Annotated in this window: 14 protein-coding genes; 10 read left to right on the top strand and 4 right to left on the bottom strand. The window is 36.7% G+C overall.

Annotation, left to right across the window (positions count from 1 at the left end):
• Positions 1 to 42 precede the first annotated feature (42 nt).
• Complete coding sequence (locus IPM92_12280; protein ID MBK9109110.1) at positions 43 to 1,122, bottom strand: N-acetylmuramoyl-L-alanine amidase; 1,080 nt, start codon at positions 1,120 to 1,122, stop codon at positions 43 to 45.
• A 66-nt stretch (positions 1,123 to 1,188) separates the two neighbouring features.
• Between IPM92_12280 and IPM92_12275 the strand changes: the two genes are divergently transcribed.
• The gene (locus IPM92_12275) at positions 1,189 to 3,795 is read left to right on the top strand and encodes an LPS-assembly protein LptD (protein MBK9109109.1); all 2,607 of its coding nucleotides are present in this window, start codon (positions 1,189 to 1,191) and stop codon (positions 3,793 to 3,795) included.
• Between the two features lie 191 nt (positions 3,796 to 3,986).
• Here the strand turns inward: IPM92_12275 and IPM92_12270 are convergent, their stop codons facing one another.
• Positions 3,987 to 4,163 (bottom strand): LytTR family transcriptional regulator, encoded by a 177-nt coding sequence (locus IPM92_12270; GenBank protein MBK9109108.1) that lies wholly within the window; start codon positions 4,161 to 4,163, stop codon positions 3,987 to 3,989.
• 156 nt (positions 4,164 to 4,319) lie between these two features.
• Here IPM92_12270 and IPM92_12265 point away from each other — a divergent pair, with 156 nt between their 5' ends.
• The 8 genes from IPM92_12265 to IPM92_12230 all read left to right on the top strand — a co-directional run bounded on the left by IPM92_12265 (position 4,320) and on the right by IPM92_12230 (position 9,690).
• On the top strand, positions 4,320 to 5,510 hold the full coding sequence (locus IPM92_12265) for a hypothetical protein (protein MBK9109107.1): 1,191 nt from the start codon (positions 4,320 to 4,322) through the stop codon (positions 5,508 to 5,510).
• Positions 5,507 to 5,680, top strand: a complete 174-nt coding sequence (locus IPM92_12260) for a hypothetical protein (GenBank protein ID MBK9109106.1) — start codon at positions 5,507 to 5,509, stop codon at positions 5,678 to 5,680. Before IPM92_12265 ends, IPM92_12260 begins: the two co-directional genes overlap by 4 nt.
• A gap of 45 nt (positions 5,681 to 5,725) precedes the next feature.
• Positions 5,726 to 6,076 carry a type II toxin-antitoxin system RelE/ParE family toxin gene (locus IPM92_12255; protein MBK9109105.1) on the top strand — a complete coding sequence of 117 codons (351 nt, stop codon included), beginning with the start codon at positions 5,726 to 5,728 and terminating at the stop codon, positions 6,074 to 6,076.
• Entirely contained in the window at positions 6,063 to 6,377 is a 315-nt protein-coding gene (locus IPM92_12250) for a helix-turn-helix transcriptional regulator (GenBank protein MBK9109104.1), read from the top strand. Before IPM92_12255 ends, IPM92_12250 begins: the two co-directional genes overlap by 14 nt.
• 157 nt (positions 6,378 to 6,534) lie before the next feature.
• The gene (locus IPM92_12245; GenBank protein MBK9109103.1) at positions 6,535 to 7,605 is read left to right on the top strand and encodes a hypothetical protein; all 1,071 of its coding nucleotides are present in this window, start codon (positions 6,535 to 6,537) and stop codon (positions 7,603 to 7,605) included.
• A gap of 227 nt (positions 7,606 to 7,832) precedes the next feature.
• Positions 7,833 to 8,360: a hypothetical protein gene (locus IPM92_12240; GenBank protein ID MBK9109102.1), complete on the top strand. Its 528-nt coding sequence runs from the start codon at positions 7,833 to 7,835 to the stop codon at positions 8,358 to 8,360.
• Positions 8,361 to 8,829: 469 nt separating this feature from the next.
• Positions 8,830 to 9,447, top strand: a complete 618-nt coding sequence (locus IPM92_12235; GenBank protein MBK9109101.1) for a hypothetical protein — start codon at positions 8,830 to 8,832, stop codon at positions 9,445 to 9,447.
• A gap of 36 nt (positions 9,448 to 9,483) precedes the next feature.
• The gene (locus IPM92_12230; GenBank protein MBK9109100.1) at positions 9,484 to 9,690 is read left to right on the top strand and encodes a hypothetical protein; all 207 of its coding nucleotides are present in this window, start codon (positions 9,484 to 9,486) and stop codon (positions 9,688 to 9,690) included.
• A 274-nt stretch (positions 9,691 to 9,964) separates the two neighbouring features.
• Here IPM92_12230 and IPM92_12225 read toward each other — a convergent pair whose 3' ends face one another.
• Together IPM92_12225 and IPM92_12220 are read right to left on the bottom strand one after the other, a co-directional pair.
• The gene (locus tag IPM92_12225; protein MBK9109099.1) at positions 9,965 to 12,088 is read right to left on the bottom strand and encodes a T9SS type A sorting domain-containing protein; all 2,124 of its coding nucleotides are present in this window, start codon (positions 12,086 to 12,088) and stop codon (positions 9,965 to 9,967) included.
• A 173-nt stretch (positions 12,089 to 12,261) separates the two neighbouring features.
• Positions 12,262 to 12,549 (bottom strand): LytTR family transcriptional regulator, encoded by a 288-nt coding sequence (locus tag IPM92_12220; protein ID MBK9109098.1) that lies wholly within the window; start codon positions 12,547 to 12,549, stop codon positions 12,262 to 12,264.
• Positions 12,550 to 12,769: 220 nt separating this feature from the next.
• On the opposite strand from IPM92_12220, the gene IPM92_12215 reads away from it, so the two are divergent.
• The gene (locus IPM92_12215) at positions 12,770 to 13,825 is read left to right on the top strand and encodes a hypothetical protein (GenBank protein ID MBK9109097.1); all 1,056 of its coding nucleotides are present in this window, start codon (positions 12,770 to 12,772) and stop codon (positions 13,823 to 13,825) included.
• Positions 13,826 to 13,993 lie beyond the last annotated feature (168 nt).

Below are 13,993 nucleotides of genomic sequence, written 5' to 3'. Positions count from 1 at the left end.
GAAACATGAGTTTTGGATCATTTACAAAAACCCGGCATTCCATCAATTACTAGATGGAAAACTCACCACAAAGGCCTCTTTGAAACCCGCCTGTATCCATTTATCCTGCTCTGAGAGTGCTTGTTGCTTGTCGTGGTAATTTCCGGAATACACCTTGTAAAGGCCAGATTCAAAAACTATTTCAACTGATTTATTTGTACTCCATTGCGCATCATTTCCCGGATCCAGCGGACTGGTAATCAATTGGACTTTGTAAACAGCTTCATTTTGGGGAAGGGACGAAGTTGTATTGTTTATTGTTTGTGCGATCAATTCCCTTTGCGGTGAGACCTTGAAATATTTATGAATTGCATTTACGAGTTGATTGGCTATCGTCATTTGGCCTTCATAGGAGCATAAATATCTGCATTCATCAGGATGACTGAGAAAACCGGCCTCTACCAAAACACCCGGCATGCTAATTTGATGCAACACCATAAAACCGGCTTGTTTTACCCCTTTGCTCTTGCCGGGATGGTTATTTGAAAATTCATCTTCCATAAGTTTAGCAAATTCAATGCTTCTTTGAAGGTTGCGATCCTGTAAGTGGTTTAAAAAGATTAAGGATTCCGTATTCATTTCTTCGAGATCCTCGGATTCGTCTTCAAACAGAACCGATAAATTCTCGCGTTTGGCCACTTCCAGATTGTCTTCCGTTTTATGCAATCCCATGACATAAGTCTCTGTACCTCTTGCTGCCCTGGGATGGCCTCCAAAAGCATTACAATGCAAGGAAATAAAAAGATCGGCATCCAGTTCATTGGCAAAAGAAGAACGCTTTTTCAAAGGCACAAATGAATCTTCTTCACGCGTCAGATAGATTTTCGCCTTGGGCAAACTCACGGTCAGTTTTTCCCGCGCCATTTGGCAGATGGCCAGACAAATGGATTTTTCGCTGCAAAGATGGTTTCCGGCGCCATGATCTTTTCCTCCATGGCCCGGATCCAGAACAATCACCGGGTCTTCCATAAGGTTTTGACAGGAAATATCAGCAGCGGCCCAAAAGAAAATCCATGTTAAGGATAATGCCAAAGGTAATTTGAATGCAATTGCATTCGTTGCAAAGGTGTCGTAGTTTTGCATTTTGAGTAAAATTCAGCTCAAATATACATATTATAATTATACAAATATATAAACATCTATTTTTATTTGATTAAAGTATTATTTATACTTATCATTCATCTTTCGGGGGTCCTGCTTTTTGCCCAGCAAACGGACAGCCTGCCGGATAAACTTGTAAAACCTGTTGCCGACAGTTTGATTTTGCGGGCTGACAGCCTATTGCTCATTTCTCCCGACAGTCTGGAAGTACCTGTAGATTATAGTGCACGCGACCGGGTGCGCTTTGAATATGCCGAGCGCATCATACATCTTTATGGCGATGCCTACATTAAGTATCAGGACATGGAAATCAGAGCTGCCTATATCAGGGTTGAGCTCAATAAGAATTTGGCAACTGCCGAACCGGCCATAGACTCCTTTGGTCAAAAGTCGGGAGTGCCTGAATTTAAAGAGGGGGATCAGAATTTTAAAGCTCAAAAAATAACTTACAATTTCGAATCCAAAAAGGGTTTGATTGAAGAGATTGTCACAAGAGAAGGAGATTTGTACATCCATGGGGCTGAAACCAAATTTATTTCCAAACTCAGCAAAGACAGCGGTGGAGATGATATCATTTACAATCAGCACGCCATCATCACCACCTGCGACGCCGAACATCCACATTATGGCATTTACAGCAATAAACAAAAAATCATTCCCGATAAAGTAGCTGTGGTCGGGCCCTCGCATGTTCAGATTCAGGGCATTCCTACCCCGCTGTGGTTGCCCTTCGGTTTTTTTCCCATATCCAAAAAAGCGCGATCCGGTATTTTGTTTCCGAAAGAATATACTTACGATGACCGGGGATTTGGTTTGACGAATATTGGCTATTATCTACCCCTCAGCGATTATTTTGATTTAAAAATATTGGGAGATATTTTTTTTAAAGGTTCTTATAAAATCGGAGTCAACGGAAATTATAAAAGGCGATATAAGTACAGCGGCTCTTTTGATCTTCAATATGAAAACCGGATCCAGGAATTACCGGCCTCGTATCTCACCAACATCAATCGCCCAATCAGTTTAAAATGGTCGCACAGACAGGAAACCGGTGCACATCCTTACCAGAGTTTCGGTGGCAACGTTCATATTGAAACCAAAGGTTTTTCAAAACTGCAGTCCAATAATTACAATGCGGCCTTACAAAATATTTTAAGATCCAGCCTCAATTACAATTTACAGTTTCCAAATAGTCCGCTGTCCTTGTCGGCCGGAATGTCGCATTCGCAAAACCTGATTTCTAAAATCGTCGATGTCACGCTACCTGAAATAAATCTTCAAATGCGAAGCATCAACCCTTTCAAAAAGAAAAACAGAATTGATGCTTCCGAAAAATGGTACGACCGCATTGCTACCAGTTACAATGCGCAATTCAGAAACAGCGTGCATACGACTGATACCATATTATTTACAGACAAAGTTTTTGATGATCTGCGTTATGGTTTCAAACATGGATTGGATATCAATGCAAATTTTAAAGTCTTGAAGTATTTGAGTTTTAATCCGAGCATTAGTTACGACGAAGAACTCAGTTTTTTTCAGCATGAGATCAATTTGCTTGATTCGGTTTTTTTACCGCCTAACGCGACGGATTCCGTGTATGGAAAATTGGATACCTTACGACGTAACTCTTTTGCTCCCTTCAGAACGATTACGGCATCAGCCGGTCTCAGCACTCAGTTATTTGGACAGATCCTGGCGTCCAAAGGCTGGTTCAGGGGCCTACGCCACCAGCTCACGCCTTCTATTAGTTTTAATTATTCGCCCGATTATCACAAAAACCCTTTCAATTACTACAAAACCTATGATACAGATCTGCGTCCCGAAAAAAACATCAGCCGCGAGTATCTTAAATTTACCGATAGCCCATTTGGGGGATTTTCGGTACCGGGTGAAAATTTTAATATATCATTTAATCTGTCTAACAGACTCGAATTAAAATACTACAAAAAGAAAGACAGCTCTTTTCACAAATTGCCCATCATCGAAAACCTCAGCATCAGCACCAATTACAATGTTTTTGCTGATTCATTCAAGCTGAGTCCGATTGCCGCCAGCGGGAGCAATCGTTTGCTCAATGGCATGGTCACGGTTTATTATGGAATGAGCCTGGATCCCTACGGCAGAGATTTTATAGAAGGTAAGGAGCGGCGAAGCAAAGAATTTGCGATCAACAGAAATAAACATTTGCTCATTCTCAGTTCCGCATTTATCAATACTACTTTTTCATCTACACTTGGACAAATTGTATCGCTGTTTAAAACCGATCCAGAAAATCAAAAAACGAACAACTTACCCGGCCTTGCAGAATTATTCTACAATTTCAACTTACAATACATCTTAAACTTTCGTCACAGCAGACAAGCAAACGGAGAAGACAAAGTTGAGCGCTCGGTACACAGTTTCAGTCTGCAGGGCAACATCCCGCTGACGCGAAACTGGAAAATCAACCTCTCCAATATTTCTTACGATTTCAATTCGAAAGGCTTTCAATATCCCTCACTGGGCCTAGAGCGCGACTTACACTGTTGGTTGATGCGTTTCGACTGGTCACCGCAATTTGGTTATTATACTTTTTTTATTGGCGTTAAACCCGGCAGTCTTGAATTCATTCGCATTCCGAGCAATCAATCATTTACGGGTGCGAATCGGTAGGCAGACTGCTGTTGTTAGTTGTTGGTTGTTAGATGATAGTTGGTAGTTTTTGCTTGTCCCGATATGAAAAAACACTTATTGTCTTAGCCCCTGAAAGTTTCCCCAAAAAAAGTAGCCATTTAAAATATAGAATATTGCTGCACAAAACCTGTTATTCATTAATTCTACTTATTAAGCGTCAAAAGATCCTATCACCGTGCCGCCGATACGGCTGTGGTTGAATGATCGGTCAGGGTGATCGAAGGGGCATGGTTGCGGTTGAGCTGGTGAATGTGGTCGATATTGACGATGATACTGCGGCTGATCCTGAAGAACATCTGCGGGCCTAAATAATCCCAAAAAATACGAAGCGTCTTGGCCACTGTCACATTCCGCTTCGATCTAAGATGTATCGTAGTTTAATTGATCTCCGCCTCAAACTACAGGATGTCGTTGGTCTCAACCATGTCGTATCCGTTTTGTTGGCAGATGTTTGATATTTTATTCTTCAGATTTAGTTCTTTAAAATTTTTTAATTTTGAAACATGAAAAAACAGAATGTGTACTTTTTAGAATATATGAAATATTGTGTAAGTACAACTGTTAGTGGCAACTCTATGACGACAGTGCAAACCGTGAACAGACAGACAATGAAATTAAAAACATTCTTATTTTTTAGCATTCTGACCATTTTGACATCTTGCAATGGACAGACAAAAAACAACGCATCAAACGCGGACAATTCAAACAAACATATTGCATCTGGTGACACTGTAAATGAACTTGGCAAACATTTATGGTATATTTTTCAAGACACAAAAAACAATTACTGGTTTAGTAGTAATGGCGAAGGAGTGTATCGTTATGATGGAAAAACGATAGTCAATTTCACAACAAAAGATGGACTTGCAAACGACACTATAAGACAAATTCAAGAGGACAAATTTGGGAATATTTTTATTTCAACTTTCGATGGTATCAACAAGTTTGACGGAAAGACATTTACTACTTTGCAACCAATCAAAAGCAAAGAATGGAAATTAGAACCCAATGATTTGTGGTTCTATATATTGGGTAAAAAGAATGAAGGTGCTTATCGCTATGATGGAAATAAATTATATAATCTGGAGTTTCCCAAACACTATCTTCACGATGAAATTTATCCACGAGTTGTCAATTCGTTTTTTAGTCCTTACGAAGTGTATTCCATTTATAAAGACAGAAAAGGTGCAATATGGTTTGGCACTTCCGTTTTTGGAGCCTGTCGTTTTGATGGAGAAACAGTAAAATGGATGTACGAATACGATTTGACCTATGTACCTAATGGCGGCACTTTTGGTATTCGTTCAATTTTTGAAGACAAAAAAGGCAGTTTTTGGCTTTGTAACACTTGGCACGAGTATATTTTCGATTTTGAAAAGACAACAAAAAGCGACAGACTTCAATATAGAAAAACGGAAGGTATAGGAAACGAAAAAGTATTTGATGGGGATAAATACGTTTATTTTTCCCACATTGTAGAAGACAACAAGGGAAATATTTGGTTGACAACTTGGAGTCAAGGTGTATATAAATATAACGGAAAAGACATTACGAGTTATTTAGTAAAAAACGGTTCTAATGATGTGAATTTAATTTCTATGTATAAGGACAATCAAGGCAATTTGTGGCTTGGAACACCTGAAAACGGGACATTTAAGTTTAATGGAAACACATTTGAAAAATTTAAGCCATGACGACCGAAAGAATAGCAGCCACTAACAGCACCTACAAGAAATTGGCGGTTCAGTGGTTACATGAAGCTTTGTGCTTCGTATCAAGTTCAGTGGTTGCAGACAGTTTAGTGCTTCGAAATCGCCAACTTTTTGTAGCTGTAAAACGTTATGCTCGACCATTAAAAAAGTGAAAAAATAATAGTTTCTTAATTAGGAAACAAGTATCTTTGCACTAAATGGACCTTAAACCTAGATTTTCAGTCAAATTTCTTGAGGGTGTTAAGGAATTTCTGGATAAATTGGATGAGAAGTCAAGGGATAAGATCATCTACAACATTTGGAAATCTCGCATCAAGAATGACGATGAATTGTTTAAAAAGCTTTCTGGTGAAATCTGGGAATTTAGAACAACATACAATAGTCTGACCTATAGGCTATTTGCATTTTGGGATAAAACTCAAAACAGAGCGGTGATCGCAACTCACGGAATTATCAAAAAATCAAACAAAACGCCTAAGAAAGAAATTGAAAAGGCGGAAAAGTTAAGAATTGAATATTTTAAATCAAGAAAATATGAAAACCTATAGTTTAGATGATTTAACGAATAAATACATTGGGAAAAGAGGAACACCTAAACGTGACCAATTTGAACAAGAATTACGAATAGATTTATTAGGCCAAGCAATTAGACAAGCTAGGCTTGAAAAGAATTTAACACAAGAGCAGTTAGGTGAACTTGTTGGAGTGCAAAAGGCACAAATTTCCAAAATCGAAAACTCAGCAACAGATGCAAGATTTGCAACTGTGTTAAAGGTATTTAAAGCGTTACATGCTAAAGTTAATTTTAGTGTTGAGATCAATAAGAAAAAACTAATGCTAACTGAATAAAATGGCCAGAGCATAACATTGTATTGCCGCCACGCCACATGAAATATATTCTTTCACGCTCGGCAGAGAATATTTATCTAAGCTTTTGCATGGTGACCGCTGAATGCGGCACGACGTCAATATCGACACATTATGTGTTATATAAAAAAAGATTCCAATGAAAAAAGAGAAAACAACATTTAACGGAATAAAATTATTTACAGGAATTGCGCTTTTTATTACTATAACATCTTGCAATGGGCAAGCGAATAATGGTGATAAACAAAACATAATAAAAGAAAAGAAACCAATACCCACTGATTCGAATTTTGAAATCGACCAATCTAACAAGCAGATAAGTGGCGTTATACCTGCTATATTACAAGACAGTAAGGGCAATATTTGGTTTGGCACTCAAAATGGTGCGTTTAAACTATCTGGCGATTCATTAATTCATATTGATGGTTTTAAAAGTGAATCAGGAAAAGGTGTCACCATAGAAGACATTGCAGAAGATAAAGATGGAAGAATTTGGTTTGCGCATCATGCTGGCATTAGCAGTATTGATGGTACATCTGTGACCAATTATTACGAATCAGATGGGTTAGTAAGCAATAGTACATGGTGCATAGAGACGGATGTCAATGGGAATGTTTGGATTGGAACAATAGAAGGGGTTTGCATATTTGATGGACAAGGGTTCACTAAATTCGAACTGCCCGAAGGGAAAAAAGATACAACACTTGCTATATCAAGTACAAAAATGGTTCATAGTATTCTTGAAGATAGTAAGGGTACAATCTGGTTCAGTACTAATGCAGGTCTATTTTCATATACAAATAAAAAGTTAAAAAATATTTCTGGCGCAGTGGGTTTTCCAACCAATTTTGTTAGCAAAATAGTTGAAGACAAAAAAGGTGGATTCTGGGTTTCGTCTTCAAAAGGACTTTTTCATCTCAAAGGGAATAGCTTTACCAATATTTCAGAAATGCATTTTGAAGAAAGTAAAGGAACAGGCAGTTTAATTGTAGATTCTAAGGGTGATACTTGGTTTAATTGCTCTCGTAGTATATACAGATTAAGTGGTGAGAAACTCACTGAATATCGAATAGAAGAAGGAAACTATGGTCCGCTGACTTTTCAAATTTACGAAGACCAGCAAAATCGACTTTGGTTTGTGGGGTTTGGAGGAGCATATCGTTATGAGAATGACAGATTTATCAATATTACACAAAATGGCCCTTGGTAAAAAATACGAACGCATAACAGCAGCTACAAGAATTTGGCGGTTCAGTGCTTCGTATGACAGTTTTGTGGTTCAACTAACATTAGTTCTTCGTATGAACATTTGTGGTAAAAATCGCCAACTTCTTGTAGCTGCAAAACGTTATAGGCGATGCTAACAATTACTCAATACGCCAAGCTAATTTCAATTTTTAATGAATCTATTTCGTCAATTTTTTGTATCTTTGAATAGTGAAAAAAGAGAGAAAAATACAGCTCGATTTTGTAATAGATAAACTAACTAATTCTATTCAAAATACTATTTCCGGAGATAGTTTTGCAACTGAGGTTAGCCGCTTAATAACAACCGACCTTAAACAAATAACTAAGAAAAATGGCTGGAACTTTAACTGGAAGCAAGAACTTGCAAACAATTCAAGAGAGGTTTATAAGTTGACAATATTAAATAATTCAACTATTATTCAAGGCCTATTGAGCTTTACCATGAAGCCTGACCATATTTATATTGAATTGATTGAAAGTGCTCCTTTTAATCTTGGTCGAAATAAACTTTATGAAGGAGTGTCAGGAAATCTTGTTGCATTTGCATGTAAGGTTTCATTTCAAAATGGTTTTGACGGATTTATTTCCTTCACAGCAAAAACAAAACTTATTAAACATTACGAAAAAACATTAGGCGCTTACCATTTCGGAAATCATCTAATGATAATTCACACTGAAGCTGCTAATCAACTATTAAATAAGTATTTTAAAAGTTAATAAAATGGGACACATTAAAGAACCGGTCGGAATTGACCTAATAATCAAAAGCAGACCCCTAACCAAAGAAGAAGAAACTGCCATAAGCGAATATATTCGTACTTACAAAAAATCACATTCTCAAAAACGGATAGTAAAAAAACGATCCGTAGTAACAACAAAAAGAAAAAAAGTTACTGTCTGATAGAATACTCGCTTCTTCGCAATGAAATGGCACCGCCTATAACATGGCATAAACTCTACTCCGCCAAGCATCTTTAGTCATCCTCTTTTAATTTTTTCCGGTAATATAAAGGCAATTTATCAACCTTGGCTGCCAAGGTTTGGCGGAGCAGCGTCTATGCCTGACACGTGTCAGCCTTCAGGCTATGACAATACAATAACAAAATCAAAGCTCTAAATGAACACAACAATAACAAAGAGCAATAATAAAATTATCCAACTTAGTAAATAAATAAATCTATGATATATGGCAAATAAATCAGAAAACAACAGACGCCAATTCATTCAAAAAGCATCAATAGGTTTATTTGGTTTGGCATTAAGCGAAAATTTGTTTGGTCAAACTCAAAACACTTTCAATGCGGATAATAAAATAATTAATAACCGATATCCAGCAATAGACGAGGAATTAACTTACGCTATTGTTAACGCTTCTCATTTTGATTTTGAAAAAGTAAAAAAACTTGTAACTAAAAGACCAGAGTTAGCAAACGCTACATGGGATTGGGGATTTGGCGATTTTGAGACGGCAATTGGTGCATGCTCACATACTGGCAGACGAGATATTGCAGAATTCCTTATAAGCCATGTTGCCAAACCAGATATTTTCACATTTGCCATGTTGGGTATGTTAAGCAGTGTAAAAGAACTAATCAAAATTTTTCCCGGAATTCAGAGTCATCGGGGACCACACGGCATTACTTTATGGAAGCATGTGCAAACTCGATTAGCTAATAAAGACATTACCAGCAAGGACAAAGCAAATGTGCAAAAAGTTGCAAATTATTTGGAAAAGTTAGGAAATTCCAATGTACTTGCCGATAGTATTGAAATGACGGAAAATGATAAAATAATTTTTTTATGAAATTATAAATTTGGCGCTGGTGAAACTGATATTTTTATGATAGAATCATCAATAACTGCTCCTGATTATATCCGTATTCATCGAAAAGGAATGGAAAGTAAGATATTGCTTAAAATAAGCGAAAACACTTTTGCTCCAACAGGTGCACCCTCAGTAAAAATATTATTTGAAGTAAAGGAAAATAAAGTTATTTCATTTACAATCTATGAAACTGAGCCAATGGTAACTGCCGTTAAAATATGAAATTTAATACGGCGTTATTGAAGAGAAAGAAAATAAAAAAAGCCCGAACCGGTAACAACGCTTTGACAAAAAAACTGGACTCATATAAAAAATCATTTTAGTCACAGTAAATTTAGAGAAAATGGCAGAACAACGAAGACATTTTTCCTCCGCATTTCATAGCCTGTGTTTTTTAGGGTTGAACATTTGAAGTTCTATAAAATCCACCTTGAATTTAAATTATGTTTGGTAAACATTTTGTTGAATATTTACAACCTGAACAAGTTCCACAATTCTAATGCGCAAGCATGACTTTCCTGACAAACTGCCGGCGATCATCTCTTATATTAAGAATATACACTCCCGGAGCAAGTGATTCTGTTTCACATATCCAATGGCTTGTAAACTGTCTTATATTTTTATGGGCTATGATCTTTCCATTTGAGGAAATGAATTCAATTTCCAGTGGGAAGCGAAGGGACTCAGAAAATTGAAAATGGATTTCATTTCTGATTGGATTTGGGAATATGGTCACCAAATCAGAGGTCTTTTCTTGCGTATTGATGATAACATCGCAAGCATCCAGAACGATATTGTGCAAAACAAGAGCACTATCTTTACACACTTGTTCCGGTGTTAGATCACCATTGATTCGAATGAAATCACAAAGCGCACCATCTTCCAATGCTTCAAAGGCGATGGTAAATAGAATATCATCGGGCATTGCACTTCGAGGTCCTGAGGCCAGGTCCATCCAACAGGTAGTGATATAACCCATATCCGCATATCGCAAGCCAAAGATTGGATCAGTTAAAGTGATTCCAGAGTTATTTAGAATACTATCAAATTTTAATGCAGCCCGATTAAACTTCATTGTAAATTGATATCCTTCAATATAATTGAAGTTATTGGAATAAAAATCGACCTTCATTTTTTCGCCTTTTCTGATTTGCTTATTTTGAATCACAAATACTAGGCTATCCTTTGGTTCCGGGATTATTATTATAGCAGTATCTGAACTTACTAAATCGTTTACATCGCCTAACTTATAAGCTCTGAAATCAACGATTTTTTTTTCAAAAGACTTCAAGTCAAGCTCTATACTTAAATTGGGAATTCTGGGTATTGAATCAATTACCGGAAATACCAGCCATGCCGGCATTTTGGGAAATTTATCTATTTCTCTTAAGATCAAATTTCTTATTTCTCTAACATCTGCTGCGGTGATTGTTTGCGAATTATTTACATCGGCGAGGATAGTTTGAAAACTATTGTCGAAGCTTTTAATACCTAAACTATGTTTATTAATGGCTACCATATCGCAAATGGAAACAAAAGCATTGGGATCATCATCTTTACTTGCTCTTAATGTGTAATTGGCAGATGGAAGGTCACCGAATTGATAATTTCCATCATTTACCAATTGAAATTTTTTCAATGTATTATTTGTTAGCAATTCGACGATAACATTTTTTGAAGAAATTGTATCTTTTCTTTCGAATATACTATATACTTCTCCCATAATCTTTCCACCGAAATGTCCTCCACATATTCCTAAGGGGTCTGTGACTAATATTTCTGTTTTTGCATGATCTGAATTTCCTTCTTCATCTTCTACCCATAGCTGTACTTCAACAATTAATTCATTATTTGCACCTGCAGCTACAAAATCATCACAACAAACAATAAGTTCTGTCAGCATTTGATCGCCATTAAAATAATACCTTAGGTTTTTATCAGTAGTGCAGTTATCTTGGCTTCCCAGGTTTAAATCCTTTGCGAATACACCGATGCACCCATTTGTTTTCATTTGAACATTGAAGAGGCCTGAGATGATATACGGTGTGGGCGCCTGGCAATCCTTGATTTCAAAAAGCTCGCAGAGCGTCGTGGACAAACCAGAAGTATCTTCAACAAACCAACAAATTTTATGGATACCTACAGGATATCGGCCACTGGCATCAAAAGGATAATTTCTGTTCGTTGTATAGATGTTAAAATCGTTTGAAGGATCCATGCCAGCTTTTAATTGATTTTTAGAAACCTTTCCCACCCAACAATCGTAGCCATTATAAGCACCGACTCCATCATTATATAAATCAATTTTATACTCAAAATTAAGATCATCTTCCGGAGTATCATCATCTGTAGCCGAAGCTTTTATACTTAAAGATCCAAAACAGAGCTGGCTGAGCGAATCCCGAACTGCAGGCGTGCAGTTTCCAACTTCAATGCGGATAACCGGCCGTTCAGCAACAATTTTATGTAAGGGATTTCTAAGATGAATTGATTTGGCAACGCCGGTATTCATTCCAAGGAATAGAAAAACCAATAGCAGATTTTGCACTCTTAAAAAATATAAATTGGGCATATCAGCCAAGGCCCCATTTTCTTTTAGGAATGGAGATTTAGTGTTCATCATTAAGGTGTTTAGCAAACGAATATAAACATTTTTCAGTAAAATAGTATTTTTATTATCCGATATTCGAATTTTACACCGGTCTGGAACAAACAAAGTAGTACTAATTTTAAAAGCTTCCCTTAATTAGCAATGAAAAATACGGAAAATTGCTGTACAAAACCGGGTATCCCTTAAATCTTCTTATAAAGTGTCAAAAAGTCCTCTTTCCGAGCCTCCGATACTGCGATAGTTGAATTATCGGTCAGGGTGATCGAAAGGGCATTATTGCGGTTGAGCCGGGTAATGTGGTCGATGTTGACTATGGCGCTGCGGCTGATCCTGAAGAATTTCTGGGGGTCTAAGGAATCCTCAAAAATGCGCAGGGTCTTGGCCACCGTCACATTCCGCATCGACCGGAGATGTATCTTCGTATAATTGATCTCCCCCTCCAGCCAAAGGATGTCGTTGGTTTCAACCATGTCGTAGCCGTTTTGGTGGGAGATGTTTGAAATATTATTCTTCAGATTTAGTTCTTTAATTTTTCTAATTTTGAAACATGAAAAAAACAGAATGTGTACTTATTAGAATATATCAAAAATTGAGTTAGTACAACTGTTATCAACAATTATAAAAACCGCCATTATGGTAAAAATTAGTGATAAGATGATATTAAATGCAAAGAACTTAATTTTAGTTCTTATGGCAATTCAAATAACATCGTGTACAGGACAAGTGAATGAAAAATCTGTTACTAATTTAAAAGAAAATGAAGTAAACACCCAACCACTCATTTTAAATCAAAGCACGACATTTCCTCAAATTCACACCAACTTAAATGGAATGGTAAGAGAGTTTGTAAGGACGATTCATCAAGACAGAAAAGGGCACTATTGGTTTGGAACAAATGGGGATGGAATTATACGCTATGATGGACGAATACTTGAAAAAATGATAATTGAAGATATCCACCCATATTTTAGGGTTTTAGAAATTGTAGAAGATACCGTAGGTAATATTTGGTTCGGAACATCTGAAGGACTTATAAAATATGATGGTGTAAAATTTAAAACATTTTCATTCAAAGAAGGACTGACAGGTGTGAATGCTGAAATTTGGGGTTTAACCATTGACAAAAACGGGCTTATTTGGGTCGGGGCAACAGGAGGAGTTAGTCAATTTAATGGTGAGATGTTTATACCTTTTTCATTGCCAGCTTCAAAAGCCGAAAACGCAAAACCTATGCTATCTGACAAATTGGTTTTTAAAATCATAGAAGACAAAAATGGAAATATGTGGTTTGCTACTGATGGAAATGGAATTTTTAAATATAAAAATGGAGAATTTATTCATTTAACAGCTAAAAATGAACTTACCGACAATAACGTTGCAGATATTTTGGAAGACATACATGGAAATATTTGGATTGGTACCTTTAATGGCGGTGTGAGTAAATATGATGGTAAAACATACACAAATTTTACAAAGGATGGAATTATTGTAGGTGATGAAACTTACAATCTTTACGAAGATAGCCAAAGGAATATTTGGTTTACGGCAGAAGGTTATGGTGTTTACCGATATGATGGTAATAATTTCAAACAATTCACAACCGAAGATGGCTTAACATCCAATGTCACACAAAGTATTACCGAAGATAACAAAGGACAAGTATGGTTTGGAAGCTGGCAAGGATTATGTATTTATGATGGGAAAATAATTATGAATGCTAAGGACAAAGAACCTTGGACGAATTAAAATAACGGTTGCCAACAATCAGCCGTTATGATGGAAACACAATATATAACATCGGGTTAATAGAAATGGTGTGCGAAGTTATTGATCACTCATTTGTGCTTTTAATAAAATTTGAAGCAGGTTTACAGCTCGAAATTCTAAACCGAAACTTCATTAAGCTCTGTCGCG

The sequence above is a fragment of the Saprospiraceae bacterium genome, from assembly GCA_016719615.1.
Lineage (GTDB): Bacteria > Bacteroidota > Bacteroidia > Chitinophagales > Saprospiraceae > Vicinibacter.
The sequence above is the reverse complement of the archived record's forward strand: the minus strand, read 5'-3'. Positions and strand labels throughout refer to the sequence as shown.